At 71.3% G+C, this 26,258-nt stretch carries 28 protein-coding genes and 1 pseudogene; 17 read left to right on the top strand and 12 right to left on the bottom strand.

What is annotated here, in order from left to right:
- The first annotated feature begins 34 nt into the window (after positions 1–34).
- A complete protein-coding gene (locus tag SSP08S_RS63420; RefSeq protein ID WP_078532455.1) occupies positions 35–2,134 on the top strand; it encodes a pentapeptide repeat-containing protein in 2,100 nt (699 codons plus the stop codon).
- A 100-nt stretch (positions 2,135–2,234) separates the two neighbouring features.
- Here the strand turns inward: SSP08S_RS63420 and SSP08S_RS61750 are convergent, their stop codons facing one another.
- A complete protein-coding gene (locus SSP08S_RS61750) occupies positions 2,235–2,390 on the bottom strand; it encodes a hypothetical protein (protein WP_019069006.1) in 156 nt (51 codons plus the stop codon).
- Positions 2,391–2,622: 232 nt separating this feature from the next.
- On the opposite strand from SSP08S_RS61750, the gene SSP08S_RS18015 reads away from it, so the two are divergent.
- Positions 2,623–3,378, top strand: a complete 756-nt coding sequence (locus tag SSP08S_RS18015; RefSeq protein ID WP_019069005.1) for a class I SAM-dependent methyltransferase — start codon at positions 2,623–2,625, stop codon at positions 3,376–3,378.
- A gap of 74 nt (positions 3,379–3,452) precedes the next feature.
- On the opposite strand, the gene SSP08S_RS18010 is transcribed toward SSP08S_RS18015, so the two are convergent.
- Entirely contained in the window at positions 3,453–3,779 is a 327-nt protein-coding gene (locus SSP08S_RS18010) for a hypothetical protein (RefSeq protein WP_026178597.1), read from the bottom strand.
- Between the two features lie 79 nt (positions 3,780–3,858).
- Between SSP08S_RS18010 and SSP08S_RS61085 the strand changes: the two are divergent.
- Positions 3,859–4,068: pseudogene (locus tag SSP08S_RS61085) on the top strand (hypothetical protein); the annotation flags it as partial.
- Positions 4,069–4,421: 353 nt separating this feature from the next.
- Positions 4,422–5,216 carry an SDR family oxidoreductase gene (locus SSP08S_RS18005; RefSeq protein ID WP_019069004.1) on the top strand — a complete coding sequence of 265 codons (795 nt, stop codon included), beginning with the start codon at positions 4,422–4,424 and terminating at the stop codon, positions 5,214–5,216.
- Positions 5,217–6,064: 848 nt separating this feature from the next.
- Here the strand turns inward: SSP08S_RS18005 and SSP08S_RS63415 are convergent.
- A complete protein-coding gene (locus tag SSP08S_RS63415) occupies positions 6,065–6,205 on the bottom strand; it encodes a helix-turn-helix domain-containing protein (RefSeq protein ID WP_078532453.1) in 141 nt (46 codons plus the stop codon).
- A gap of 76 nt (positions 6,206–6,281) precedes the next feature.
- Complete coding sequence (locus SSP08S_RS18000; RefSeq protein ID WP_019069003.1) at positions 6,282–7,718, bottom strand: pyridoxal phosphate-dependent decarboxylase family protein; 1,437 nt, start codon at positions 7,716–7,718, stop codon at positions 6,282–6,284.
- A gap of 185 nt (positions 7,719–7,903) precedes the next feature.
- Here SSP08S_RS18000 and SSP08S_RS17995 point away from each other — a divergent pair, with 185 nt between their 5' ends.
- Entirely contained in the window at positions 7,904–8,392 is a 489-nt protein-coding gene (locus tag SSP08S_RS17995; protein ID WP_019069002.1) for an Lrp/AsnC family transcriptional regulator, read from the top strand.
- A 242-nt stretch (positions 8,393–8,634) separates the two neighbouring features.
- Here SSP08S_RS17995 and SSP08S_RS17990 read toward each other — a convergent pair whose 3' ends face one another.
- On the bottom strand, positions 8,635–9,333 hold the full coding sequence (locus tag SSP08S_RS17990; RefSeq protein WP_019069001.1) for a TetR/AcrR family transcriptional regulator: 699 nt from the start codon (positions 9,331–9,333) through the stop codon (positions 8,635–8,637).
- A gap of 103 nt (positions 9,334–9,436) precedes the next feature.
- Here SSP08S_RS17990 and SSP08S_RS17985 point away from each other — a divergent pair, with 103 nt between their 5' ends.
- From SSP08S_RS17985 to SSP08S_RS17970, 4 genes are all read left to right on the top strand, one after another.
- Entirely contained in the window at positions 9,437–9,994 is a 558-nt protein-coding gene (locus SSP08S_RS17985) for a hypothetical protein (RefSeq protein WP_019069000.1), read from the top strand.
- A gap of 392 nt (positions 9,995–10,386) precedes the next feature.
- Positions 10,387–11,379, top strand: coding sequence for a dihydroxyacetone kinase subunit DhaK (dhaK, locus tag SSP08S_RS17980; protein WP_019068999.1), 993 nt, complete (start codon positions 10,387–10,389; stop codon positions 11,377–11,379).
- A 46-nt stretch (positions 11,380–11,425) separates the two neighbouring features.
- Positions 11,426–12,034: a dihydroxyacetone kinase subunit DhaL gene (dhaL, locus tag SSP08S_RS17975; RefSeq protein WP_019068998.1), complete on the top strand. Its 609-nt coding sequence runs from the start codon at positions 11,426–11,428 to the stop codon at positions 12,032–12,034.
- A complete protein-coding gene (locus SSP08S_RS17970) occupies positions 12,027–12,437 on the top strand; it encodes a PTS-dependent dihydroxyacetone kinase phosphotransferase subunit DhaM (RefSeq protein WP_019068997.1) in 411 nt (136 codons plus the stop codon). The genes dhaL and SSP08S_RS17970 overlap by 8 nt, the downstream gene beginning before the upstream one ends.
- A gap of 53 nt (positions 12,438–12,490) precedes the next feature.
- Here SSP08S_RS17970 and SSP08S_RS17965 read toward each other — a convergent pair whose 3' ends face one another.
- A complete protein-coding gene (locus SSP08S_RS17965) occupies positions 12,491–13,129 on the bottom strand; it encodes a TetR/AcrR family transcriptional regulator (protein WP_019068996.1) in 639 nt (212 codons plus the stop codon).
- A gap of 143 nt (positions 13,130–13,272) precedes the next feature.
- On the opposite strand from SSP08S_RS17965, the gene SSP08S_RS17960 reads away from it, so the two are divergent.
- Positions 13,273–14,034: an SDR family NAD(P)-dependent oxidoreductase gene (locus SSP08S_RS17960; protein ID WP_019068995.1), complete on the top strand. Its 762-nt coding sequence runs from the start codon at positions 13,273–13,275 to the stop codon at positions 14,032–14,034.
- A gap of 5 nt (positions 14,035–14,039) precedes the next feature.
- On the opposite strand, the gene SSP08S_RS17955 is transcribed toward SSP08S_RS17960, so the two are convergent.
- Positions 14,040–14,777 (bottom strand): glycoside hydrolase family 75 protein, encoded by a 738-nt coding sequence (locus SSP08S_RS17955; RefSeq protein WP_019068994.1) that lies wholly within the window; start codon positions 14,775–14,777, stop codon positions 14,040–14,042.
- 393 nt (positions 14,778–15,170) lie between these two features.
- Between SSP08S_RS17955 and SSP08S_RS17950 the strand changes: the two genes are divergently transcribed.
- The 3 genes from SSP08S_RS17950 to SSP08S_RS17940 all read left to right on the top strand — a co-directional run bounded on the left by SSP08S_RS17950 (position 15,171) and on the right by SSP08S_RS17940 (position 17,873).
- Positions 15,171–16,166: a fibronectin type III domain-containing protein gene (locus SSP08S_RS17950; RefSeq protein WP_019068993.1), complete on the top strand. Its 996-nt coding sequence runs from the start codon at positions 15,171–15,173 to the stop codon at positions 16,164–16,166.
- A 21-nt stretch (positions 16,167–16,187) separates the two neighbouring features.
- Positions 16,188–17,141 carry a LysR family transcriptional regulator gene (locus tag SSP08S_RS17945; RefSeq protein WP_019068992.1) on the top strand — a complete coding sequence of 318 codons (954 nt, stop codon included), beginning with the start codon at positions 16,188–16,190 and terminating at the stop codon, positions 17,139–17,141.
- A 186-nt stretch (positions 17,142–17,327) separates the two neighbouring features.
- Entirely contained in the window at positions 17,328–17,873 is a 546-nt protein-coding gene (locus SSP08S_RS17940; protein ID WP_019068991.1) for a hypothetical protein, read from the top strand.
- A 71-nt stretch (positions 17,874–17,944) separates the two neighbouring features.
- Here the strand turns inward: SSP08S_RS17940 and SSP08S_RS17935 are convergent, their stop codons facing one another.
- Positions 17,945–18,481 carry a PadR family transcriptional regulator gene (locus SSP08S_RS17935; RefSeq protein WP_019068990.1) on the bottom strand — a complete coding sequence of 179 codons (537 nt, stop codon included), beginning with the start codon at positions 18,479–18,481 and terminating at the stop codon, positions 17,945–17,947.
- Between the two features lie 22 nt (positions 18,482–18,503).
- Positions 18,504–20,519 (bottom strand): NADPH-dependent 2,4-dienoyl-CoA reductase, encoded by a 2,016-nt coding sequence (locus SSP08S_RS17930; RefSeq protein WP_019068989.1) that lies wholly within the window; start codon positions 20,517–20,519, stop codon positions 18,504–18,506.
- Positions 20,520–20,715: 196 nt separating this feature from the next.
- Between SSP08S_RS17930 and SSP08S_RS17925 the strand changes: the two genes are divergently transcribed.
- The gene (locus SSP08S_RS17925; protein WP_019068988.1) at positions 20,716–21,450 is read left to right on the top strand and encodes a hypothetical protein; all 735 of its coding nucleotides are present in this window, start codon (positions 20,716–20,718) and stop codon (positions 21,448–21,450) included.
- Here the strand turns inward: SSP08S_RS17925 and SSP08S_RS17920 are convergent.
- The gene (locus tag SSP08S_RS17920) at positions 21,440–22,243 is read right to left on the bottom strand and encodes a putative protein N(5)-glutamine methyltransferase (RefSeq protein WP_019068987.1); all 804 of its coding nucleotides are present in this window, start codon (positions 22,241–22,243) and stop codon (positions 21,440–21,442) included. The genes SSP08S_RS17925 and SSP08S_RS17920 overlap by 11 nt on opposite strands.
- A gap of 283 nt (positions 22,244–22,526) precedes the next feature.
- On the opposite strand from SSP08S_RS17920, the gene SSP08S_RS17915 reads away from it, so the two are divergent.
- Entirely contained in the window at positions 22,527–22,931 is a 405-nt protein-coding gene (locus tag SSP08S_RS17915; protein WP_051105929.1) for a MarR family winged helix-turn-helix transcriptional regulator, read from the top strand.
- 10 nt (positions 22,932–22,941) lie between these two features.
- On the opposite strand, the gene SSP08S_RS17910 is transcribed toward SSP08S_RS17915, so the two are convergent.
- Together SSP08S_RS17910 and SSP08S_RS17905 are read right to left on the bottom strand one after the other, a co-directional pair.
- Entirely contained in the window at positions 22,942–23,664 is a 723-nt protein-coding gene (locus SSP08S_RS17910; RefSeq protein ID WP_019068985.1) for a GNAT family N-acetyltransferase, read from the bottom strand.
- Positions 23,661–24,587: an NADP-dependent oxidoreductase gene (locus SSP08S_RS17905; protein ID WP_019068984.1), complete on the bottom strand. Its 927-nt coding sequence runs from the start codon at positions 24,585–24,587 to the stop codon at positions 23,661–23,663. Before SSP08S_RS17905 ends, SSP08S_RS17910 begins: the two co-directional genes overlap by 4 nt.
- A gap of 226 nt (positions 24,588–24,813) precedes the next feature.
- Here SSP08S_RS17905 and SSP08S_RS17900 point away from each other — a divergent pair, with 226 nt between their 5' ends.
- Both SSP08S_RS17900 and SSP08S_RS17895 read left to right on the top strand, forming a co-directional pair.
- The gene (locus SSP08S_RS17900; protein ID WP_019068983.1) at positions 24,814–25,419 is read left to right on the top strand and encodes a sulfite oxidase-like oxidoreductase; all 606 of its coding nucleotides are present in this window, start codon (positions 24,814–24,816) and stop codon (positions 25,417–25,419) included.
- Positions 25,412–26,167 (top strand): ferredoxin reductase, encoded by a 756-nt coding sequence (locus SSP08S_RS17895; RefSeq protein ID WP_019068982.1) that lies wholly within the window; start codon positions 25,412–25,414, stop codon positions 26,165–26,167. Before SSP08S_RS17900 ends, SSP08S_RS17895 begins: the two co-directional genes overlap by 8 nt.
- Positions 26,168–26,258: the final 91 nt, after the last annotated feature.

The following is a 26,258-nucleotide window of genomic DNA, read 5'->3' as shown; positions in this document are numbered from 1 at the left end:
TTGGTGATCGACTCCCGACCCATATCGTTACCTCATGTGGTCATATGCGGTGTGGGGGCTGGTCGGTGCCGCCCTGTACAGATGTCTCATCGTCCGGGCTGCCTTCCTGCGCGACGAAGACCCGTTCATACACCGGTACGGGCGGTGGGACTACCCCGACGGGCCCGGCGCCGGCGCCCTCGTCGCAGGCCTGTGCCTGCACGCGCTCCTGGGCGCGGCGGTCGGCTGTACGGCGGCGACTCTGGCCGGCACGGCGGGGGCGGCGAATGCGGTCAGGTCCCTGATCGCGCTGGTCCTGGGGGTCGTCACCCCGATCGTGTTCAAGCCGGCCGGCCGGCTCGCGCTCCGGATCCTGATACCCGATGCCCTGGACGGAGGGACGGAGGTACGGCTGACCGACCGCCGGTACTGGTACACGCCGCCCGGTCACCCTCCCGTGGCCGCCGACGGACCGTACCCGTGGGCCGACGAACTGGCCCGGCGCATCCGCGCGCAGGAGGTGGCCCGGCCGGTCAACCTGAAAGGCGCCCACCTCAACGGGGCGGACCTGACCGGGGTGGATCTGCCCTGGGTCTACGCGCAACTGGGCACGCTGCCGGGGGTGTGCCTTCGGGAGGCGAACCTGTCCCGGAGCTTCTTCTATGTGGCGAATCTGATCGGCGCCGACCTGACGCGGGCTCGCCTGGACCGCGCGGAGCTGGGCTCGGCGAGGCTGGTCCGGGCACGGCTGACAGGTGCCGACCTGACCCGAGCGGACCTGACGCACGCGAACCTGGTGGACGCGGACCTCGCGGGAGCGCGGCTGCGCGGAGCGGACCTGGGCGGGGCGGTGCTCGTCCGGGCGAACCTCACCGGTGCCGACCTGACCGGGGCGTGTCTTGAACGGGCCGACCTGACGGGTGCCGACCTGAGCGGCGCGGAGCTGACGGGCGCGAACCTGGCCGGGGCGCGGTGGACCTCGGAGACCGTCTGGCCCATCGGACCGGCCGACCGGATGCGGGACGATTCGGAACAGCTCTTCGATGACGTGTACCGCGTGCACGGCTGGTCGCCCGAGCCCTACAAGTCCAGGGAGAAGAGTCAACCTCCTTTCTTCCAACGGCTGTTGATCGCCTTCTGCGATGCCGCCCCGGCGTTCCGGCCGCTCCGCTCCGGTGCCGTCGGCCACGGCAAGGAGACGCGGGCCGTCCGTCCCCCCAGACCCGTCGGGCGGGACGGCCTCAGGAGTGCGCTGAAGTCCGGCACGGACGTTTCCCTGTCAGGCGCGCAGCTGTACGGTATCGATCTCGTGGGCGTGAGCCTCGCCGGAACGGACCTCAGCCGGGCCGACCTCACGAAAGCGATCCTGACGGGCGCCGACCTGAGCCGGACCGACCTGACCCGGACACGTCTGACGCAGGCGAACCTGTCGGGAGCCAACCTGAAGGCCGCGAACCTGGCCGGAGCGAACACCGTGAGCGCGGACGTGACGGGGGCGATCCTTACCGGCGCGAACCTGGCCGACGTCTATCTGGTGGGCGCGAATCTGTCCGGTGCCCGCCTGACCCGTACGAACCTGACGGGCGCCCTGTTCTCGGGGACGAAGTTGACGGGGGCCGACCTGAGCGACTCCGACCTCACCGATGTCGCACTGGACAGGGCGGACCTGCGCGGTGCGAAGCTCCTGCGAGCCCAGCTGACCTCCGCCAACCTGAGCGAGGCCGACCTGACCAAGGCCATCCTCACCGAAGCCGACCTGACCCGCGCCCATCTCTTCGCCGCGGACTTTTCCCAGGCCCAGATGATCAGGGCAAGGCTCACTCTGGCCTTTCTGTACAAAGCGAGGCTGACGGGCGCCGACCTCACCCGCGCGGACCTGGCCGGAGCCGACCTGACCGGAGCGCGCCTCAGAGGGGCCAAGCTGGTCGGAGCCCGACTGCGCGGCGCGGACCTGGCCGGGGCCGACCTGAGCGGAGCCCGCACCGACGGCGCCGACTTCGCGGAGGCGGTCTGGTCCAGCACGACCAAGTGGCCCGGCACGATCGCCGCCACTGTCCGGGATCGCTCCGAAACCGCCCCCGACGGCACCTTCCGCGTACGCACCACCACCCCCGGCAAGCACCACTCCCCCAGCGCGGGAACCTCCGAACGGTAGACCGAAGCCGTCCAAGAACCTCCGCATCCAGTTCGACCGACTCCACTTCCCCACCGCGCCGGATGCCCCTCCGGCCCACTGTTGCGGTACAGACCGGCCGTCACGCCGATTTCCGGTATCCCGTGCGATGCCCGTCTGCATGCAGGAGAACGCGGCCGTGGCCGAGCAGGTCCTGCTCGGCCCGGTTCGACATGCCCTCGCGAGCGTCACGCCGCAGCGCGGCATACAACTCGGCCTTCGACTGACCAGGCGGCATCGGCGGTGCTCCTTCACGGAGCACATTCGCTTGCCACCGCAACTGCGCGAGTGACACTGCTTCTCACGAACAACTTCCCAGCCAACCAGCCGGTGACATCCCCTCAGACGGACAATTGACAACCCACAGAGACCGTCAGAGCCATCCTTGCGAAAAACCAATGGTGCCCGGCTTGCTCCGCTGATGGACTGACGTCCTACCGTGAGTCTGCCGCGTGACGGAGGTAGTGGTTGTGACGGGCTATGACGTGCTTGCCGGGGTGTACGAGTGGCTCATCTCGGATGCAAAGTTGCCTCCAGCCGAGTTCGCTGCGTCGTTCGACGACGTCCTCGATCTCCTGCCGTCGAACGCTCATGTCCTCGACTGTTCGTGCGGAACCGGACAGTTGGCGGTTGGCCTCGCCGGTCGTGGCATGCAGGTTGTCGCAACTGACGCCAGCGAGGCGATGGTTCGTCGGACTGCAGAGTTGTCCGAGGAGTTCGGGGCATCCGTCCGGGCCGTACGGGCGAGCTGGGAAGAGTTGCCCGACCATTTCCAGGACAACACGTTCGACATGGTGTTCTGCGTTGGCAACTCGCTTCACCATGCCGCGGGCGCGACAGGCAGGGGTGCTGCTCTGGAGTCGATGTCACGGCTTCTGCGCCCCGGCGGGCGCTTGGTACTCACATCCCGCACTTGGGAACTCGTGAGGGCCAGAGGTTCCCGGCTGGAGATCAGTGACCGACTCGTCCGCCGGAACGGTCGCGATGCCGTCGTGGTCTACCGCTGGGAGATTGCGCCGCATTGGGAGGAGGAGCACCACATCGAGATTGCGATCGCGCAAGTTGATGCGACCGGGTTGGTTCTTGTCCGCTCGGAACTGCTGTCCTGCTGGCCCTACCGGTACGAGGAACTCGAAGTCGAGTTGCACCGGGTCGGACTCCAAACGGAACTGAGCACGTTCGATCTTGAGGCCGAGAACTACATGGTGGTCGCGAGCAAGGTATAAACACCGGACTCTCAGTCCCTGGCCGGACCGCGCGGTTGCTCGCAGGACGCTTGCGGCCTCTCATCGGTGCGGGTTCAAGTGGTCAACGGAACGCCTCGGACGAGGAGTGCTCGTCGATCAGACGGCGGTGGATCCGGGGTGACGGTGTGGCGCTGTTTCCTGGTGGCGTCCAGATCACTGAGCAGGATCTCGTCGATCAGCAGCGTGAACGGATCCAGCTTCGACGGCCGCGCCGAAGCGGTTGTCGTGCGTGGCTGCGGCCGAGCCGAGTTCAGGGCCGCCTTGTTGACCGTGCCCCAGGTGACGCCGTACTTGCACTGCAACGCCTGGTTCGACATGCCATCGCGGGAGTCGCGCCGCGGCGCGGCGTACAACTCGACCTTCGACTGGCCAGGCGGCATCGGGGGTGCTCCTTCACTGGGCACATTCACCTTGCCACCGCAACCCCGATGGTGACGTCAGAGTTCGCGAACATCGACCGATGCCCTGCTGTGTGCGGATGGGCCGGTGAAGACGCCGGCCGGACTGGCGTTGGCACCCGAGCACCTGCGTGGGCACGGTGCACCGTACGGCGCTCTCAACCAGGGTCGTATCGAGGTCACCCGGCTGCGGCGGGTGCTGGCCCAGGGTCTGTTGCAAAACTTGATCTTGATTGTTGGTGATCATGTCTTGTGGGACGCGGGGATCTGACGAACGGTCAGTGGGGCCCGGCTTGAGCCGCTGTTGCGGCGTGGCATCAAGGCAGACCGTCCGCCGGATCGGGCTCGCGATCATCGCCCTTGCTGACGCCCTCGATGACACCCCGGACTTCACCGGCTGGAGGCGCGCTCTGCAGCGGGCCAAGGACCGCCGGCTCGCCGTCACAAGCCTGTGCTCGTCGGCTCCCTGCGCGGTGACCGGCTTGGCGGGCGCGTCGTACAGGCGGGGGCAGGGGCCGATCCGCTTGCTTGGAGTGCACCTCAAGGCCATAGCGTCGAGACAGCCGAACCGAACACCCGACGCGCCGGCGCGTCATCCCGCACGACCAACGAGAACGGCGGCAAGTGGTGGAGAACCAATTCACAACACATGCGGAACTTTTCGATCTGAGCGGAAAGCGTGCGCTCGTCACCGGTGGCACCAGAGGCATCGGGATGATGATCGCGCGTGGCCTTCTCCAGGCGGGCGTCCGCGTGGTCATCAGCTCACGCGACGCCGAAGCGTGCGCTCAGGCACAGGAGCGGCTGTCCAAGTTCGGTGAGGTCCGGGCCATCCCCGCCGACCTGTCCCGCCACGACGAGTGCCGACGACTGTCCGACCTCGTCACCGCCGACTCCGAGCGTCTCGACATCCTCGTCAACAACGCGGGCGCCATATGGGACGAGCCGCTGGAGACGTTCCCGGACGAGGCCTGGGACACGGTCGTCGACCTCAACCTGAAGTCGCCGTTCTGGCTGGTCCAGGCGCTGCTGCCCGCACTTCGCAAGGCGGGCACCGCCGACGATCCCGCCCGGATCATCAACATCGGCAGCATCGCCGCCATCCATATCCCCCAGCGCCCCAACTACTCGTACTCCAGCAGCAAGGCCGCACTGCATCAACTCACCAGGGTGCTCGCCAGGGAACTGGGACCGCAGCACGTCACCGTGAACGCGGTGGCGCCGGGACCGTTCCCGTCGGCGATGATGGCTGCGACCCTCGACGAGCTCGGCGAGGCGATCGCGGCGTCGGCCCCACTGCGCCGGATCGGCCGCGACGACGACATGGCGGGTGTCACCGTGTTCCTCGCCAGCCGGGCAGGCGCGTATCTGACGGGCACCGTGATCCCCGTCGACGGCGGCATCGCCACCACCGCGTAGTCCGCCTGGGGCCCGCTGCAAAAGTTGATCTTGATCGTTGATGATCATGCCCCGTGGGACATCTGCAGGCCGAGGCGGATGCCAAGGGCCTGACCACCCGGGACGTGAAACGTCGACTCCACGGTCTGCCGGGCCCACCAGCACGCGGCTGGGGCGGCAAAAGGGGGATCTCCAGAAGCAACCGCCCGGCGGGATCAACGTCGAGCCGGCCGACCACGCGCTCGGACGCTACCGGCACGGCCTGACCAGCAGGATCCACCTCGCCGTCGAGCAGGGTCAGAAGCCACTGTCGGCGGTGATCACCGCCGGACGGGTGGGTGTTACGCCTCAGTTCGAGCCGGCCCTGGAAGCGATCTGGATGTCCCGGCCCGGAGTCGGCAGGCCGCGCGAACGGCCGGACTGGGTCCCGGGCCCACAAGGCGTACGGCTCCCGCAGCAATCACGCCGGCCTGCACGGACGCGGGATCAAGGCCACAATCTCGGTCCCGACCTCCCACGTCCGCAACGGCCTATGACGAGCGAGGAGTCGCTGCGGTGCGTGCCCGGCGAACTCAGTGTGCGGTGCTGCCATGGGTGTTCTCAGGGGCCGCTCGGCTCCATGCTCTGCCCGGAGTGCCCGGTGCGGGTTGCTCATCCTCGGGCACGCGGACCATGTGCAGCCGCTCGCTCCTGGTGGCGAGGGCGCGGACGGCAATGTTCAACCGCTGTGTCATATCTGCCACTTGGTCAAGACCGGTTGCGGGGCGTTGGTGGCGGCGGTCGGGGCGATTCGCGGAGGCATGGCCACCGAGTGCTTCGAACCGCGCACGGCACGCGGGGCAACGGTGGGCAGAGCGGTCCCACATCACTCAAGCAAGCTCGGTAGTAAACGCTCTGGCCGGCTGCTGTGGACATCCCAATTGGCGCATGCTCACACGCGGCTGCGAACGGTGCGTCGCCTCGGCGGCGGCGCCGAAGCTGCCGGTGTCCACCACGGCGAGAAACGACACGAACTCCTCCTTGGAAGCGTGATTCGACGGAGGCGTCTCTCAGATGGACACCACCCGGATCCAGGGCCGTCGGCGACTACGCGACGGGGATGTTCCTGGCTTCGCCAGTGATGATCTGCAGTGCCTCGGTGATGCGGTCGTGGTGGGTGCGGTGGGAGACCACGCACACGCGCAGGGTGTAGCGGCCGTCGACGACCGTGCTGGAGAGCACGATGCGGCGGTGGCCGTTGATCCGCTCCAGCAGACGGCGACTCGCCGCATCGGCCCGCTCGGCGGCGGCCCGGCTGCCGCCGACGGGGCGGACGCGGAAGATCATGGTGGACAGTTCCGGGCGCTGCAGGACCTCTAGCTCTGCGATTCCGGACAGTGTGTCGTGGACGTGTTCGGCCAGGTCGAGCTTCTCGTCCAGGGCTTCGCGGAAGGCGTTCACCCCGTGCAGGTGCAGAGGAAGCCAGGCCCGCAGGCCACGGATCTCGTGGGTCAGCTCGGGCCCGAGCCGGCCGGAGTCCGGGACGCCCGCGCCTGCCATGTCCTGAAGGTAGCTGCCGGTGCCGTCGTGCGCGGCGTGCAGGGCGGCGAGGTCGCGGACGACCAGGGCGCCGGTGCCGAACGGCATGAACAGCGTCTTGTGCGGGTCCAGGGTGACCGAGTCGGCCTGCTCGATCCCGGCGAGGCGTTCCGCTCCACGTGCGGTGAGCCGGAAGAAGCCGCCGTAGGCCGCGTCGATGTGGAACCGCACGTCCTCGCGGCGGGCCAGGCCGGCCAGCTGGGGCAGCGGGTCGACGGTGCCGGTGTCGGTGGTGCCGGCGGTGGCCACCAGCAGGAACGGCCGCAGCCCGGCGTCCCGGTCGGCGCGGATCATCGCGGCGGCGGCCTCCGGGGCCATCCGCAGGTCCGGGGTGTGCGGCACGGTCCGTATGTGGGCGGCGCGGATCCCGGCGAGGCGGGCGGCCTTGGCGACGGAGTGGTGGGCGAAGGCGGTGGTGTAGACGGTGCCGCCGGCGAGATCCTCGCCGAGCCGGTCGTGGCGGGCGGCGACCGTCGCGGAGAACGTGGCCATTGAGCCGCCGCTGGTCAACAGGCCGCCGCTGCCCTCCGGCAGGCCGCACACCTCCCGGGCCATCCAGCGGATCACGCTCTCCTCCAGCGCGGCGAGGGCCGGAGCGACCGAGGCCAGGCCGCCGTAGCGGTTGACGGCACGGTTGTAGAACTCGGCGAGCGCGGCCGAGTACAGACCGCTGCCCGGGATATAGGCCAGGTGACCCGGCCCGGCGCTCTCCAGAGCGCAGTCGGCGGCCTCGTCCAGTCGCGCGAGCAGGGCCTTCAGGTCGCCGCCCCGGGCGGGCGGCGGTGCCAGAAGGGTCTCGCCGAGCTCGGCCTCGGCCTGCGGCGACAGGAGGCTTGTCGCGGGGCGGGCCGCGAGCTGGTCGGTGCGCTCGACGACACGATCCAGGACGAGGTGGCCCATTTCGGCCATCGTGGCGCGGTCGGGTTCCAGGGGGAAGGGGTGCATGAGGCAGTCCGATGGCGGTGAGAATGGCGGTGAGAGGGGGTACGGAGGTGGCGGCGGGGCCGGTTTCACGGCCGCGGCGCGTGACCAGAATGCGCCGCCGAGTCCGGCACACGATGGCGTAGTGAGTACCCGTAAGGCGCTGTGGCGCAGGATTGTTCGCCGATCCGGCCGATACGCTGCATTTCATGCCACGCCCTCTGTACGACCGTATCGACCGGGCGATTCTGGACCACCTCCAGCGCCACGGCCGCACTCCCAACGTCGACCTCGCCGAGGCCGTACGCCTCTCCCCCTCGTCCTGCCTGCGCCGCACCAAGGCGCTGGAGGAGGACGGGGTCCTGGCCGGCTACCGGGCCGATCTGGACCGCGAGCGCCTGGGCCTCGGGCTGACGGTGTTCCTCTCCCTGAAGGTCGATCACTCCCGCACCACCGTCCAGGTGGTCGAAGAGGCGCTGAAGGCGATCGATCACGTGGTCGCCTGCCATGTGGTCTCCGGCGACGCCGACTTCTTCGTCGAGCTCGCCGTACCGGACCTGCGCACCTTCGAAAAGGTCCTCACCGAACAGATCCTGGCCATCGGTCCCGTTCGCGACGCCCGCAGCACCTTCTGCATTCGCACCGTCATCGACCGCGGCCCGCTCCCCCTCAACTCCTGGCCCGCCCCGCGTGCGTGACCGGACAATCCGGCTTCACCGGCCCGGGGAACACCGCGATTCCCCGGCCCGAAGAGGAAGTAGCAATCCGAGCACGGCAGTGGCCAACTGAGGCGCTCAGGCACAACCCCTTGCATGGGCCAGGACATCGACTTGCTCACGTACGAGGCGCTCGCCGTACCGCCCCGGTGCACACCACCGCAAGGTTGGCCGCGCCTCGGCCCGCTCGGCGCTCAACGCTGCCGGTCGCGCCCCGACCGCGGTTACGCGTTGGGCGGCGCGCAGTCGATGTCCGAGACCGTCGTGGCAGCCGGGGATGCCTGGCCGGATGCGGACGCGGCATGCTCGTCGAGCCCACGGGCGGTGTGGATCCGCAGCAGTCCATCGATACCGCGCAGCAGGGTCTCGCCGGCCAGGACCGGATCGCCGAGGTAGCCGGCGCTCATCGCGCCGTCGCGGAGCATGACGAAGTGCCGCCCGGCGTGCTCGGCTTCGGCGACCGTGATGTCGGCGAACAGTCCGGTGATCGTCTGCTGGAACCACGCGCGGTGTTGCACGACGGCACGGTGGACCGGGTGGTCGGGGTCGGGGAATTCCGCTGCCGCGTTGAGGAAGGCGCATCCGCGGTAACCGGGCGAGCGGATCTGCTCGACCAGGGACGCACCGATGCCCCGCAGGATGCCGTCGGCCGGCGCGTCCGCGGCCATCAGGGAGCCGATCTGGGTGCGGATCGCCTGGTCGACGCTTCCGATGTAGGCGACGGCAAGGTCTTCTTTGCTGCGGAAGTGGCGGTAGAAGGTGGCGTTGGTGACCTTCGACTCGACGACCAGCCGGTCGACGCCCACCTTGTGGATGCCCTCGGCGTAGAAGAGCTGCCCGGCGGTCCTCAGGAGCCGCTCCCGGGCCTCGGAGACTCTCCTGCCGGTACCTGTGCCGGCTTCCGTGTGCGCCATGCCGCCCATGATAGCGGGTAGAACGCTCTCTCTTGTTTTCACGGAAGGGGTGTGCCAGGCTCCAGACAAGAGAGAGCGTTCTCTCTATATCGCGCATTCACTGGAGAACCCCATGGCATCCACCGCCTCCGCCGAGCACGTCGGCGTCACGCCGGCCCTGCGTCGGCTGTACGTCATCCGTTTCGTCTTCGCCGCCGCGTGGGCGGTGCTCCTGCTGTTGTCCGGCTCGGACCTCACCGTCGCGACCAAGCTGCTGCTGTTCATCTATCCGGCCTTCGACGTGGCCGCGGCCGTCGTCGATGCCAGGTCGGCGCGCGCCGACAGGCTGGTCAAGGGCCTGTACACCAACATCGCCGTCAGCTCGCTGGCCGCCGCCGGCGTCGCGGTCGCCAGCACCTCGGGCGTCGCCGACGTGCTGCGCGTCTGGGGCGCGTGGGCGGTCGTCTCCGGGCTGGTCCAGCTGCTCGTGGGCGTCGCGCGCCGCCCGATGGGCGGCCAGTGGGCCATGATCGTCAGCGGCGGCATCTCGGTGCTGGCCGGCGGGAACTTCCTGCGAAGCGCCTCACAGGACGACCCCTCGCTGACCACCCTCGCCGGCTACGCCACTCTCGGAGGGATCTTCTTCCTCGTCTCGGCGTTCCGCCTGTCCCGCGCGGCCCGCAGGGGCTGACCGGCGGCGCACCGCGGCGACCGGACGCGGCGCGCGAGTCGCGACGTACCCGACCGACAGGGTCCGGCTCGGTGACAGAACGGTGCGGCGGACGGCGTTCGGCGCCATGAGGCCGGCCGGGCCCCATCGGCCGCGGTCGAATCCCTGGTCTTCCTGACGGGTCCCACCTCAGTGACCGGCTTCTGCCGCCCGGACTCCCAACCAGCTGCCTACACAGGCGAGACCCCACCGACGCCAATGAACCGCTCACGACCAGGATCCGGACCACTCCCGCGCCGACGAACCGCCCTGAGCGCAGGCACCGGCGAGCGTCCGAGCCCGTGACCTTCACCGCTGCAAGGTCGATACTTTCCACAGCGACCCACATCTGCCTGTCTCGCCAGGAGGTACCGATGAAGATGTTGATCAACGTCGCGGAAACCGTCGTCACGGACGCGTTGCGGGGCATGGCGGCCGCCCACCCCGAGTTGACCGTGGACGTCGAGAACCGGGTGATCGTACGGCGGGACGCTCCCGTGGCCGGGCAGGTCGCGCTTGTTTCCGGTGGCGGGTCGGGGCACGAGCCGTTGCACGGTGGGTTCGTGGGTCCGGGGATGCTGTCGGCGGCCTGTCCCGGCGAGGTGTTCACCTCCCCCGTGCCGGACCAGATGGTGCGCGCCGCGGCGGCCGTGGACAGCGGGGCCGGCGTGCTGTTCATCGTGAAGAACTACACCGGGGACGTCCTCAACTTCGACATGGCGGCCGAGCTCGCCGAGGACGAGGGCATCCAGACCGCCAAGGTGCTGGTCAATGACGATGTCGCCGTCACCGACAGCCTGTACACCGCCGGACGGCGCGGCACCGGCGCCACCCTGTTCGTCGAGAAGATCGCCGGTGCCGCCGCGGCCGAGGGGCAGCCGCTGGACCGGGTGGCGGCGATCGCGCGGCAGGTCAACGAGAACTCGCGCAGTTTCGGCGTCGCGCTGAGCGCCTGCACCACCCCCGCCAAGGGCAGCCCCACCTTCGATCTGCCGCCGGGCGAGCTGGAGTTGGGCGTCGGCATCCACGGCGAGCCGGGCCGGGAGCGGCGGGCGATGATGACCTCCGGCGAGATCGCGGACTTCGCCGTCCACGCGATCCTGGAGGACATGCCGCCGAGCAATCCGGTGCTGGTGCTGGTCAACGGCATGGGCGCGACCCCGCTTCTGGAGCTGTACGGCTTCAACGCCGAGGTGCACCGGGTGCTCGCCGAGCGCGGGGTCGCCGTCGCCCGCACACTGGTCGGCAACTACGTGACGTCCCTCGACATGGCGGGCGCCTCGGTCACCTTGTGCCAGATCGACGAGGAGCTGCTGCGGCTGTGGGACGCGCCGGTGAGGACGCCGGGACTGCGCTGGGGCGTGTGACACGTCGGCGCGCTCGGCCAACTCACCCACCACGCAAGGAGATCCCGTGCTCGACGCCGACTTCTTCCGCCGTTGGATGACGGCGACCGCCGCCTCCGTCTCCCGCGAGGCGGGACGGCTCACCGACCTCGACTCACCCATCGGCGACGCCGACCACGGCGCGAACCTGCAGCGCGGGTTCACCGCCGTGGCGGCCACCCTGGAGAAGGAGGCGCCGGACACCCCCGGCGCCGTCCTCACCCTCGCCGGGCGGCAGCTCATATCCACCGTCGGCGGCGCCTCGGGGCCGCTCTACGGCACGCTCCTGCGCCGTACCGGCAAGGCGCTCGGGGACGCCGCCGAGGTCAGCGAGGAGGAGTTCGCCGGCGCGCTGCGCACCGGGGTCGACGCGGTCATGACCCTCGGCGGAGCCGCGCCCGGGGACAAGACCATGATCGACGCGCTGGTCCCGGCGGTCGACGCGCTGCCGGAGGGCTTCGCCGCGGCGCGGGCCGCCGCCGAGGCGGGTGCCGTGGCCACCACCCCCCTCCAGGCCCGCAAGGGCCGGGCGAGTTATCTCGGGGAGCGGAGCATCGGGCACCAGGACCCGGGCGCCACCTCGTCCGCGCTGCTGGTCGCCGCGCTCCAGGAAGCCGCGGAGGCCGACGGTGAGTGACGAGAAGCTCGTGGGGATCGTGCTGGTGTCGCACAGCGCCCAAGTCGCCGCCTCCGTGGCCGAGTTGGCACGGGGCCTCGCGGGCGGCGGTGCGGCCGTGCCGCTCGCTCCGGCCGGCGGCACCGAGGGCGGGGGGCTCGGCACCAGTTCCGAACTGATCGCCGCCGCTGCCGCGTCCGTCGACCGCGGCGCCGGGGTCGCCGTCCTCACCGACCTGGGCAGTGCCGTACTCACTGTGAAGGCCCTCCTCGCCGAGGGCGACGAACTCCCGGCCGGCACCCGCCTGGTGGATGCCCCGTTCGTCGAGGGCGCGGTGGCCGCGGTCGTCACGGCGTCGACGGGAGCGGACCTTGACGCGGTGGAGGCGGCGGCCGCGGAGGCGTACACGTATCGGAAGGTGTGAGACACCCACCTGTTGAAGGACCCACCCCGAACCCCCCTCCTACGTCACGAGCATCACGCGATCCCTTCCGCCGCGATCGCCAGCGCCGCGCGCAGCGTCTCCGCCACCTCGGCCTCCCCGGTCACCGCGTCCGTCGCGGTCCCGGGCGGGCTCCAGGCGAACCGTTCGACCGCCGCGCGCAGTGCCGCGTTGAGCATCGCCGCCTGGATCATGGGGCGCAGGTCGCCCGCGGGCAGGCCGGCGCGGTCGGCGAGTGCGCGGGCGAACGCCGGTTCCGCCTCGTCGTAGGTCTGGAGCCAGATCGCGCGCAGGCCCGGTTCGGTGCGCGTCAGGCGTACCAGCGCGCTGCCGGTCGCGCCGTCGGGGCCGGTCGCGGCGAGGAGGCCGGCCGCAAGGACCGGGCCGAAGAGGTCCTCCAGGGGGAGGCCGGGCGGCCACTCGCGCAGCCGGGCGGCGATGACGTCGATGCCGGCCGAGAACAGCGGCCGTACGCAGCTCTCCTTGCTCGGGAAGTAGCGCCACACGGTGCGCGCGGAGACGCCGACCGCCTGGCCGATCTGCTCGCCGGTGGTGGCCGCCACGCCCTGCGCGACGAACAGTTCCACCGCGGCCCGGGCGATCTCCAGCCGGATCTCGGCCTTGCGCGCCTCGGTGAGCGGCGGTCGTCCCGTGCGCCCGCTGGATGCGGTCATCAGTTCCCCTCCGGCTGCGGTCGTGACCTCCCGGGATTCTGCACCATGACCCACCCGCCGACTTTATGTCACTCGCAGACATTAAGTCGTATGGTGAGTGCACAACGGGCCCAGAGGCCTCGCACCACGAACAGGAGCACGTCATGACCAGTGGACTCGACGGACGCACCGTCATCGTCACCGGAGCGGGTTCGGGCATCGGGCGCGCCGCCGCGCTCGCCTTCGCCGCGGAGGGCGCCAAGGTCGTGGTGGCCGATCTGAACGCCGACGGCGCCGAGGCCGTCGTCAAGGAGATCGAACAGACGGGCGGCACCGCCCTCGCGGTCACGGGCGACCTCAGCGAGCAGGCCGTCGTCGACGAGGTGACGGCAACCACCGTGGAGCGGTTCGGCGGGATCGACGTCCTGGTGAACAACGCGGGGATCATGGACCGCATGTCGGCCCTCGCGGACGTGGCCGACGCGGAGTGGGAGCGGGTCATCCGGGTCAATCTGACCGCGCCCTTCCTGCTCACCCGGGCCGTGCTGCCGCACATGCTGGCGGCGGGCCGGGGCGCGATCGTGAACACCGCCTCGGAGGCCGGCTTCCGCGGCAGCGCTGCGGGCGCCGCCTACACAGCCTCCAAGCACGGGGTCGTCGGCCTGACGAAGTCCCTCGCGGTGATGTACCGCAAGCAGGGCATCCGCGCCAACGCCATCGCCCCGGGCGGTACGGCGACCAACATCTCCGTGGACGCCGACCGCGAGGCGCTCGGCCCGGCCGCGCTCGCCCCGCACTTCGTCAACGTCGGCCGCGTGGCCCAGCCCGAGGAGCAGGCCGCCGCGATCGTGTTCCTCGCCTCGGACGCGGCGAGCAACATCAACGGCGTGATCCTGCCGGTCGACGACGGCTGGTCGGCGGTCTGACGCCGTCAGCCGCCCGATGCCCTACGGCCCTCCCGCGCGACCGCTCCCCCTACGAACAGCCGCGCCAACCGCTGCCCCTTCTCCACGGCGGCGGCATGGTCCTCGATGGGCTTCACCCGGGAGTCCTTGAACACGATGTACGTGACTCCGGTGTCCGTCCCGCCGCCGCGCGGATCGGCGCGGATGCCGAGGGCCTTGGCCGTCGCGTACGAGGCCTCGCCGATGATGTCGTGCGGGCCGACGTCTCCTACGACGGCGTACTGCACCCGGTCCCGGTAGACGACGGCGGCGACCGAACCGCCGCCGATCCCGTGGTCGCGGTGGTTCCAGAGGGTGCTGGCGGCCGGGACCACGATGTACGGGAGCCGCTCGGCGTCCAGATAGCGGCCGTCGGACTGCTGGTACGCCGTCATCGCCGAGAAGAGCGGGTCGGTGCGCGCGTTGCAGCGGGTACCGGCCTGTCCGTCGCAGTCGATGTCCATGTCGGCCTTCCAGTAGACGGCCTCCTTGGTGCCGCAGACCGGGACCGACGCGGGTTCCCCGTCGTCGGTGCGGTACCGGCCGCGCGAGACGGGGGCGCAGTCACGCACCTTGGCCAGCAGGTCGGCCGCCGCGACATCGCCCTCGCGCAGCGCCGCCGGCCCCGCTTGGGGCCGGGCGAACGCGGCGGGTGAGGCGGGCAGCGTGGTCGGGGCGAGCAGGGCGGCGCCGGCCACGGCCAGCGTCAGCGTCTGGACACGCACGATGAGGACCCTCTCCTGGGGGATCTGACGGACACTCAGCCCACCCTGGTACCGGTCCGATCACGCGGCCACTGATAGGGGGCCGGACGGTGCACGCCCCCCGAATCCCGGCGAGTCCGGGCCACTCCCGACGGGGGCCGGGGGCCCGAGCCATCTCGGCTCCGGCCGCCCGACCGCCCGCGCCGGCGCGGGATCAGCGACGACAGCGGTCCGCGCCACCGGCATGAACTCCCCACTCACAGGGGTGAGTTCAGCCGTGAGGAACTCAGCATACGTAACGTTCGCGACCGATCTTCAACGGCGCCCCTCTTGATGCGATTGCCCCACCCGCGCCATATTGGTCCGGACCTTTCAGCTCGTGTGATGCCCGTGCAATGCCGGGGAGGCAGAATCGTGCGACGCGTCCGGGCCACCCTCACACTCCCGCGTGCCGCGCTCACCTGCGCCGCGCTCCTGCTGCTCGCCTCCTGCGGCACGGGTGGTGACGGAGACGGCCACGCGCCCGGCGCCCCCGTCGGCGTCACGGCCGCTGCGGGGAGCGCCACCAGCGTGCACGTCATGTGGGACGCGGTGACGGCGAACCCGGCCGTCGGCACCTACGAGATCTATCGGGGCACCACGAAAGTGAAGGAAGTACCGGGGTCCGAGCACATGGTGGACGTCACCAGGCTCAAGCCCGCGACTGTGTATGCCTTCTCTGTCCGGGCCCGGGACACCGACGGCCGCCTGGGACCGCGCAGCCGGGAGGTGACGGCGCGGACACCGGTCGCCGTCGCGGCCGACCACTCGGCACCCACCCGCCCGAGCGCACCGCAGGGCAAGGTCATCGGCAGCCGGGCGGTCCAGCTGTCCTGGGGCGGCTCCACGGACGACCGGGGTGTGGTGTCGTACGACATCTACCAGGGCGGGGCGAAGATCCACAGTGTGGGCGGTGCCCAGACGGCGACCGTGGTCACGGGTCTGCGGCCCGGCACGCGCTACTCCTTCACCGTGCGGGCCCGGGACGCCGCCGACAACCTCTCGTCCGCGAGCACGCCCGTGCCGCTCACCACGGCGCCGGGCAGTGACGACGGACGGGGCACCGCCCCCACGGACTTCACCGCGAAGACGCACCGGGGCGACGACGGGGCGTACTACATCGACCTGTCCTGGGTGCCGCCGCGCACGGACGGAGTGGTCACGGAGTATCAGATCAACCTCGACGGGCAGCCGGCCACCTCCCTCGTCTGGGGCGGGACCGCGCCGCGCGACCGGGCGACGTACAGCTTCTACGTGGGCCGGGAGGCCGGGGACAGCCATCGGGTACGGCTCAGGGCACGGCTGCCGGACGGTACGTGGGGTGGGTTCTCGGTGGAGCGCACGGTGACGACGGGCGGGGCCCGGCCATAAGCGAACCGTAGGATTCGGTTCATGGCCCATGGGAATTCGAATGGCTCGGCGCACCCCGCCCCGGCCGCCGCCGCACCGCTCGATCTCTCCCTCCTGCGCACGTTCCTCGCCGTGCACCGGGCCGGTTCGTTCACGGCGGCGGGGCGGCTGCTCGGGCTGTCGCAGCCGACGGTGACGACTCACATCCGGTCGCTGGAGGAGCAGTTGGGCCGGGAGCTGTTCGAGCGGCGGTCGCGTGGTGTCGTGCCGACCTCGGTGGCGGACCAGTTGGCCGCGCAGGTCGCGGCGCCGCTGGACGAGCTCGCCGTCGTGGCGGACCGCGGCGCCCTCGGCGCGGACCAGGCTCCGGAGCCCGTGCAGCTTGCGGGGCCTGCCGAGCTGCTGTGCACCCGGGTACTGCCCGCCCTGGCACCGCTGACCGGCGAGGGCGTACGGCTGCGGGTCAGCCCGGGACTGACGGACGAACTCCTCGACGGGCTGCGGGGCGGACGCTACGACCTGGTGATCGCCACCGCCCGGCCGCGCGGGCGGACGCTGACCTGGGAGCCGCTGGCGGACGAGGAGTTCGTGTTGGTCTCCGCGCCCGCGTGGGCCGAGCACATCGGTGCCGGGCGGGTCGCGGCGGAGGGGCCCGCCGCGCTGCGCGGGGTGCCGCTCGTGTCGTACGCGGAGGATCTGCCGATCGCCCGGCGCTACTGGCGGCATGTGTTCGGCACCCGGCTCGACGGGCAGGCCGCGATCACGGTGCCCGATCTGCGCGGGGTGCTGGCGGCGGTCGTGGCGGGTGCCGGGATCACCGTGCTCCCCCGGTATCTCTGCCTCGCCGAGCTGGCGTCCGGCGCGCTGGTGCCGCTGCTGACGCCCGAGGACCCGCCGATCAACACCTCGTATCTCACCCGCCGCCCCGGATCTCCGGACAACCCGCACGTCACGCTCGTACGGGAGCGACTGCTGCGGGCTGCGCCCGCCTGGTGAGTGCGCGCGTGACCCTGGCCGCGTCCCGTCCCTGAGCCGGACGAAGGAATCCGTCACCTGCCCGGTCGCCGTCCGCATGCGGGACCGGCCGGGGACGCGTTGGCTTCCTTGGAGGCAGCACGGCCGTTTCCCGATCCCGGCGGCGCAAGGGATGTTCCGCCAACCGTGCCGTTGGAGGGCAGTCCCATGCGCACTTCTCAGCTACTACTCCGCTCCGGCCTGACCGTGACAGCCGCCGCCGCTCTTCCCCTCGCCCTGACCGCCGGTCCGGCCGGCGCGGCTTCGGGGATCTCCGTGAGCACGACCGGGACCACCGTCTCGGTCACGACCAGCGCGTGCTCCCAGAACCGCACCACCGGTGTCTGGGGCACCGGTTCCCTGCTCACCAGCAGCCAGGCGAGCTTCGCCGAGGGGCGGAAGGCGACCCTGGCGGGCACCACCGTCAGCCAGTCCACCGCCTGGACGAGCGTCACTCCGGGCACCTACACCGTCATCGTCATGTGCCAGAACGCCACCACCCCCGCCGGCACCCAGACCGTGATCGTCTCCGCCGCCGCGACCCCCCGGGCCACCGCCACGGCCTCGCCCTCGCGCGGTGTCATGGGCGGGCTCGGCGGGGCCACGAAGGACTACGGCCCGCTCACCCTGGGAGTCGGCGCGGGCCTGGTGGGAACCGGTGTCATCGCGGCGGCCTGGTTCCTGCGCAGACGCGCGAAGCCCTACCGGCTCTGACCGTCCGCATGGGGGAGGGCCGCCCGCTCGACGGGCGGCCCTCCCCCATGTCCTACGGCGACTCCGCTGTCCTACGGCAACTCCGCGAACTCCTCGATCGCGTGCGTGAGCCACTGCGTCCAGAAGGTCTCCAGGTCGATGCCGGCCCGCAGCACGAGATGCCGGAGCCGGTCCTGCGGGCTGTCCCTGTCGGGCGGGAAGTCGTGCTCCTCGATCTCCTCGTACTCCGCCAACTGCCGCCGGTGCAGGTCGAGATGGCGGCGCAGGTCGGCCTCGATGCCGTCCGTGCCGACGACCGCCGCCGCGCGCAGCCGCAGCAGCATCGTGTCGCGCAGCGGCTTGGGGTCCTGGGCGGAGGCGGTCCAGCGGGCCAGTTCGGCGCGGCCCGCGGGCAGGACCTCGTAGCTCTTCTTCTGGCCGCGGGCCGGCTGTTCGGGCGTGAGCGCCCTGATCTGGCCCTCGGCCTCCAGTTTTCCCAGCTCGCGATAGATCTGCTGATGCGTGGCAGACCAGAAGTAGCCGATCGACTTGTCGAAACGCCGGGTCAGCTCAAGCCCCGAGGACGGCTTCTCCAGGAGAGCGGTGAGGATCGCGTGCGGGAGTGACATGGGGTCATCCTAGGGACGGCTCTCAGAGGACGGCGGCTACCTCGGTGCCCTGCTTGATGGCCCGTTTGGCGTCCAGTTCGGCGGCCACGTCGGCGCCGCCGATCAGGTGCACGCTGCGTCCGGCGGCGGCCAGTTGGTCGTAGAGGTCGCGGCGCGGGTCCTGTCCGGTGCACAGCACGATCGTGTCGACGGCGAGGACCGTGCTCTCCTCGCCGACGGTGACATGGAGTCCGGCGTCGTCGATCAGGTCGTAGCGGACGCCCGGGACCATGGTGACGCCCCGGTGCTTGAGTTCGGCGCGGTGGATCCAGCCGGTCGTCTTGCCGAGTCCGGCGCCGACCTTGGTCTCCTTGCGCTGGAGGAGGTGGACGCTGCGCGGCGGTGCGGGCCGCTCGGGCGCGGCGAGGCCGCCGGGGGCCGCGTAGTCCATGTCGACGCCCCAGGCGCGGAAGTACGTCTCGGGGTCCTCGCTCGCCTTGTCGCCGCCGTCGGTGAGGAACTCGGCGACGTCGAAGCCGATGCCGCCCGCGCCGAGGATCGCGACGCGCTCGCCGACGGGGACGCGGTCGCGCAGGACGTCGAGGTAGCCGACGACGCTGGGATGGTCGACGCCGGGGATGTCGGGGGTGCGCGGGGTGACGCCGGTGGCGACGACGACCTCGTCGTAGTCCTCCACGTCACCTGCCGTCACAGGGGTGTTGAGGCGTACGTCCACCTCGTGCTCGGCGAGCCGGGTGCGGAAGTAACGCAGCGTCTCGTCGAACTCCTGCTTGCCGGGGACCTGTCGGGCGACGTTGAGCTGGCCGCCGATCTCGCTCGCGGCGTCGTACAGCGTGACCTGGTGGCCGCGCTCGGCGGCGCTGACCGCGCACGCGAGTCCGGCCGGGCCGGCGCCGACCACCGCGACGCGTTTGCGCAACCGGGTTGGGGCGAGGACGAGTTCGGTCTCGTGGCAGGCGCGCGGGTTGACCAGGCAGGAGGTGATCTTCCCGCTGAAGGTGTGGTCGAGGCAGGCCTGGTTGCAGCCGATGCAGGTGTTGATGGCGTCGGAGCGGCCGGCGGCGGCCTTGGCGACGAAGTCCGGGTCGGCGAGCATCGGGCGGGCCATGGAGACCATGTCGGCGTACCCGTCGGCGAGCAACTGCTCTGCCAGTTCGGGGGTGTTGATGCGGTTGGTGGTCACGAGAGGGATGGACACCGCGCCCATCAGCTTCTTGGTCACCCAGGTGTACGCGCCGCGCGGCACCGAGGTCGCGATGGTGGGGATGCGGGCCTCGTGCCAGCCGATGCCGGTGTTGATGATGGTGGCCCCGGCCGCCTCAACTGCCCTGGCCAGGCTGATGACTTCGTCGAGTGTGGAGCCGCCGGGGACGAGGTCCAGCATGGACAGCCGGTAGACGATGATGAAGTCCTCGCCGACTGCCTCGCGCACCCGGCGCACGATCTCGACGGGGAAGCGCGTGCGGTTCTCGTAGGAGCCGCCCCAGCGGTCCTCGCGGTGGTTGGTCCGGGCGGCGATGAACTCGTTGATGAGGTAGCCCTCGGAGCCCATGATCTCGACGCCGTCGTAGCCGGCCTGCCGGGCGAGGCGGGCGGTGCGGACGTAGTCCTCGATCGTCTGCTCGACCTCGGCGTCGGTGAGCGCGCGGGGCGGGAAGGGGCTGATCGGCGCCTGGAGGGGGCTCGGTGCGACGAGGTCCTGGTGGTAGGCGTACCGGCCGAAGTGCAGGATCTGCATCGCGATCCGGCCGCCCTCGCGGTGCACGGCTGCGGTGATCCCGGCGTGCTGGGCGGCCTCGGCGTCGGTGGTCAGCTTGGCGCCGCCCTCGTAGGGCCGGCCGGCCTCGTTGGGGGCGATGCCGCCGGTGACGATCAGGCCGACACCGCCGCGCGCACGGGCCGCGTAGAACTCCGCCATGCGCTCGAAACCGCGCTCGGCCTCTTCCAGGCCTATGTGCATGGAGCCCATGAGGACCCGGTTGGGCAGTGTGGTGAAGCCCAGGTCGAGGGGGTTCAGCAGGTGCGGGTAACGGCTCATCGGGCCCTCCGTGCGCGGTGTCGTGCCTCTTTTGTAGAGGACGGGACCGCGTTTGTGCAACTAGTTGCATAAAGGCTCGGGCAGACCCGTCCCCCGGATTCACAGGGAGCCGTTACCTGTTCCTTATCGGGAGGAGTCGAGAATCACAGGGAGGCGTGCCGCGGGATGCCGGACGCCCGGGCCGAGGGAGCGAGCCGTGACGCACGACCCTGAACACGACGACCACAGCGCCGGGGCGATACCGCCGATGCCGGACCACGCACCCGAGTGGGAGGTGCTCACCGGACCCGGCGGGGCCGAGCGGGAGCACGGTCTCGACCGGCTGTGGCGGCAGCGTTCGAAGCGGGCCCGCGCGGTGATCGCCGCGGTCACCGTGGGCGTGCTCGCGCTGGGCGGAAGCGTCGCGTACGCGGCGACCTCCGGAGGTTCGGGCAGCGAAGCGATTCCCGCCGCGGCCGGGTCCTCCGCCCCGTCCGGTTCGCCGTCGCCCGGCGGGCCCGGTTTCCGGCACGGGGGCGGCATGTGGTTCGGCTTCGGGGTCGGCGGCAAGGCCGTGCACGGGGAAGCGACGGTCAAGGACGACTCCACCGGCAAGTGGGTCGTACGGATCTGGCAGCGCGGAACGGTCACGAAGGTGGACGGCGACCAGGTCACCGTCAAGAGCGACGACGGGACCTCGTGGACCTGGACCGTGGGTTCCGACGCCACGGCCCAGAACTCCGCCGCGCTCAAGAAGGGCGACACCGCCTCCCTGATCGGCACCCGCTCCGACAGCGGCACCAGGACCGCCGACCGGGCCTTCACGGGAACCCTCGACCGCAAGGGCCAGGACGGACGGGGCGGGTTCCAGGGCGGCCGCGGCCCGTGGGGACGCGGCGGCCCGAGCGGTGCGCCTTCGCCCAGCCCGTCCGGCAGTGGCGCTACGACCTGACGGAGCCGGCCTGCGCGACACCGATCACGACGTTGGCGTACAGCTCCTCGGAGTAGGCCGACCGCGTCTCGAGACCCGCGCTCCTGAACGCCTCGACCGCTGACGGGAGTTGACGCTCACTGGTCTCGACGAGCAGACAGCCGCCGGGGGCGAGCCAGCCGGGTGCGCCGTTGGCGACCGCGCGAAGTATGTCGAGGCCGTCGGCGCCACCGTCGAGGGCGACCAGCGGCTCGTGCTCGCGGGCCTCCGCGGGCAGCAGACCGACCTCGCCGCTGGGGACGTAGGGCACGTTGGCCGCGAGGATGTCGACGCGTCCGCGCAACTCGTCGGGCAGCGCGGCGAACAGGTCGCCGGTGTGGACGTGCCCGCCGAAGGCGGCGACATTGCGGCGGGCGCAGCGCGTGGCGGCGGGGTCGATGTCGGCGGCGTGCAGTTCGACCGGGCCGAGGGCGGCGGCGAGGGCCGCGCCGACCGCGCCGGAACCGCAGCACAGGTCCACGACGACGGACGCGTCCGGGGCGTGCGCGAGGCCCTGCTCGACGAGGAACTCGGTACGGCGGCGGGGCACGAACACACCGGGTTCCACGGCGATGCGCAGACTCCGGAACTCGGCGTGGCCCACGACGAGTTCGAGGGGCAGGCCCTCGACGCGGCGGTCCACCATGGCGGCGATCTCGTCCGGGGTGCGGGCGGCGGAGAGGATCAGCCGCGCCTCGTCCTCGGCGAAGACACAGCCCGCGGCGCGGAGCGCGGCGACGACGGAGGCGGGGGAAACGGGGGAAGGGGAAGGCATGGAAGCCGAGAGCCTTTCGGAAGGTGGCCGAAGGGCGCTCTCGCGGTCACCTGCTACCGGTGATCCGAGCTGTCCTGAGGTGAGAGCACCCGGCATGACACAGCGGAAATGGGTCTCACCTCCCGGGAGTTCAGGGCCGCGGACGTCCGCGACGGAGGGCAACAGTACCCGAAGCACAGGGCCGACGAGGAGCCGGGCCACCCGCTGAGTTGTACTGTGCAACCAGGAGAGCGAAGGAGACGCAGTGGGAACGGACCGGGCCGTGGAGACCATCCAGCGCGAGATGACGACGTTCGCGCGGCGCGCCCGGGCGTCGGCGGGCCGGCTGCACCCCGAGCTGTCGCTGGTGTCGTACACCCTGCTCAGTCACCTGGAGGAGCGCGACGGCCGCCGGGCCACCGACCTGGCCGCGCACTACTCCCTCGACAAGTCCACGGTCAGCCGCCAGGTCGCCGCCCTGGAGCGCGCCGGCCTCATCGAGCGGCGTCCCGATCCCGAGGACCATCGCGTCCAGGTCCTGCATCTGACCGACGCCGGCCGCCGGATCCTCGCCCAGGTCACGGAGAACCGCCAGGCCGCCTTCCGCGAGCGGCTGGCGGACTGGCCGGAGGAGGATCTGCGGCGGTTCGCCGGCTATCTGGAGCGCTACAACGCCTGGTCGGGCGAGGCTCCCGCCGAGGGGAACTGAGGAGTCGGTCCTACGACACCCCGACCGCCCGGTTCTCGGTCAGGTGCTCCGGCGCCCGTGCCGCGAGGAACGCGGTGGTCCTGCGCAGCCGGAAGCCCAGGGACTCGTAGAGCCGTATCGCGGTGGTGTTGCCCGCTCCGGTGTGCAGGAACGGGGTCTCGCCGCGTTCGCGGATGCCGTGGGCGACGGCGAGGATCAGGCGGCTGGCGAGGCCCTGGCCGCGAACGGACGGGTCGGTGCAGACGGCGCTGATCTCGGTCCAGCCGGGCAGGTGGAGCCGTTCGCCGGCCATGGCGACGAGGGCGCCGCCCCGGCGGATGCCCAGGTAGGTGCCGAGTTCGACGGTGCGGGGCAGGAACGGGCCCGGCCTGGTCCGCTCCACCAGGTCGAGCATCTCGGGCACGTCGGCCGGACCGAGGAGAACCGCCTCCGGGTCCGGCGCGGCGGCCAGCCCGTCGTCCACCATCTGTACGCCGTCGATGTCGAAGGTGACCTCCCAGTCGTCGGGCACCTGTCCCCGGCAGCCGAAGAGCGCGATCTCGGCGCCGGGACCGGCGAGCGCGGCGACGTCCGCCCAGTCGTCGGCGTCGGGCTCGTCGGGCAGGGCCAGCCACGGGGACACGTCGACCGGGTAGCGCAGGATCCGGCCGCGCCGCTCGGCGAAGTGGGCGTGCGGGCCGGTGAGGGCGGCCCGGGCGGGGTTGTCGAGGAGGCGTTCGTCGGACGTGCTCATGCGGAGACCTCGATCACGATCTTGCCGCGCGCGTGGCCGTCCTCGACGGTACGCAGGGCCTCGCCGGCCTGGTCGAGCGGGAAGGTCCGTGTCACGTGCGGGTCCAGTTCGCCGCCGACCACGAGCCGCGCGACCGCGTCGAGGACGGCCGTGCCGCGGGCCCGCTGGACCCGGGCGCCGCCGAGCTTCTCGACCTCGGGGGCGGGGGCCCCGGCGGTGACCAGCTTCGCGGGGTCGGTGAGCAGGGTCGCGGCCTCGGCGAGCACCTCGCCGCCGACGAGGTCGTAGACGCCGTCGACACCGTCCGGGGCGGCCGCCCGCACCCGTGCGGCCAGGTCGGGTCCGGACGGGACGTGGACCGCGCCCAGCGACTCCACGAAGTCCTTCTTGCCCTCGCTCGCCACGCCCACGGCGCGCAGTCCGAGGGCCCGGGCGATCTGCAGGGCCGCGGAGCCGACGCCGCCGCCCGCACCGGTGACCAGCACGGTCGCGCCGGCGGGCAGGTCGAGCTGGCGGACGCCGTCGTAGGCGGTGGCCGCGGCGACGGGGAGGGTGGCGGCGTCCTGGAAGGAGAGCTCGGCGGGCTTGTGCGCGGTGATGGTCGCGGGGAGCAGGGCGTACTCGGCGTAGCCGCCGGCCACCGTGTTGCCGAAGACCTCGTCGCCGACGGCGATGCCGTCCACGCCCGCGCCGATCTCCTCGACGACGCCGGACACCTCGTTGCCGAAGACCGCGGGGAACGTGCGGGTGTCCGTCTCGCCGGGCCGCCGGTAGCCGGTGCGCAGCTTCCAGTCGACCGGGTTCACCCCGGCCACGCGCACCGCGACAAGGACTTCACCGGGACCGGGACTCGGCCGGTCCACCTCTACGAGCGCCTCCGTCTCAGGTCCCCCGTAACGCGTGAAGACGTATGCCTTCGGCATCTGCTCCCTCACTCTCCTTCGCAGTCACCACATCGTCGACACTCAAGACCAAGGTCGACCACCGGGCGGCTATTCCCCGGAGCCCGGAGAGTTCATACGGCCGCAATGATCGCCGGTACCCCTCGGACCTGGGCATACCCGGTGGACGCGTACCGTTGAAACGAGAACTCACTGATCACGCTCGCCCGGCGGACCCGCGCCGCAGCGACCTGGAGGCTCCACCCGTATGCACGTCACCCGAGGCTTCACCGGACGCCCCCGCGTCCCCGACGCCGGCCTGCCGCCCGGCCAGTACGACGCGGGCGACGACTGGCCCGTCCTGTCCGCCGAGGTCACCCCCGACCTGGCGCCCACCGACTGGACGTTCCGCGTGGACGGACTGGTCGAGGAGCCGCGCACCTGGAACTGGACGCAGGCCCATGAACTGCCCGCGTCGGCCTACGAGGGTGACATCCACTGTGTGACGAGCTGGTCGAAGTTCGGGGTGCGGTTCGGGGGCGTCTCGCTCGACGCGTTCCTCGATGTGGTGCGACCCCATGCGTCCGCCACACATGTGGTCGCCTACTCGCACACCGGGTACACCACGAACCTCCCGCTCTCCGACGTCACCGGCGGACGTGCCTGGATCGCCTGGGAGTACGACGGCAGGCCGCTGCCCGCCGAGCACGGCGGTCCCGCCCGGCTGCTGGTGCCGCACCTGTACTTCTGGAAGAGCGCCAAGTGGATCGCGGGCCTGCGTCTCCTCGACCACGACGAGCCGGGCTTCTGGGAGCAGAACGGCTATCACGCCCGGGGCAACCCCTGGGAGGAGCAGCGGTACTCCGGTGACTGACACCTTCGCGCCCACCACCAGGTTCGCGGTGCCGGGACGCATCGCCGTGAGCAACCGGGCCGCCGCCGTGTGGCAGACCGCCACGCTCACCGAGATCCGCCGGGAGACCCCGCACGCCTCGACGTTCCGGTTCGCGGTGCCCGGCTGGAGCGGCCATCTGGCGGGCCAGCACCTGATGCTGCGGCTGCGCGCCGAGGACGGCTATGTGGCGCAGCGCCACTACTCGATCGCCTCGCACCCGGACGACACCGGGCATGTGGAACTGACCCTGGACCATGTCGAGGGCGGCGAGGTCTCCGGCTGGTTCCACACGGTGGCCGCGCCCGGTGACACGGTCGAGGTGCGCGGCCCGCTGAGCGGCTTCTTCGCCTGGCCCGGCGACCGGCCCGCGCTGCTGCTGGGCGCCGGTTCCGGGGTCGTACCGCTGATGTCGATGCTCCGGCAGCACCGTGCGCGGCGGCTGTCCGTGCCGCTGCGGCTGGTGGTGTCGGCGCGCGGTCCCGAGGAGTTGATCTACGCGCGGGAGTACGGCGCCGAGACGACGACCGTGTTCACGCGCACCGCGCCACAGGGTGTGCCGGTGGGACGTATGGCCGCGGCACATGTGGCGCCGCTCCTGGCCGAACAGCCTCCCGGTGGGTGGGAGGCCTATGTGTGCGGCTCGAACGGCTTCGCCGAGCATGCCTCGCGGCTGCTGGTCGAGGCGGGCCAGCCGGTGGACCGTATCCGCATCGAGCGCTTCGGCTGAGGCTCGCGCCTGCCGATCTCTCCGGCTCCGGTTGAGGGAAGTGCCCCGGAGGGGGTACGACTGCTGTGTGGACGCTCGCATGCGTGCGCGG

The organism is Streptomyces hokutonensis, from assembly GCF_000376565.1.
Lineage (GTDB): Bacteria > Actinomycetota > Actinomycetes > Streptomycetales > Streptomycetaceae > Streptomyces > Streptomyces hokutonensis.
Note: the sequence above shows the minus strand (reverse complement) of the source record. Positions and strands in the feature narration are given on the sequence as shown.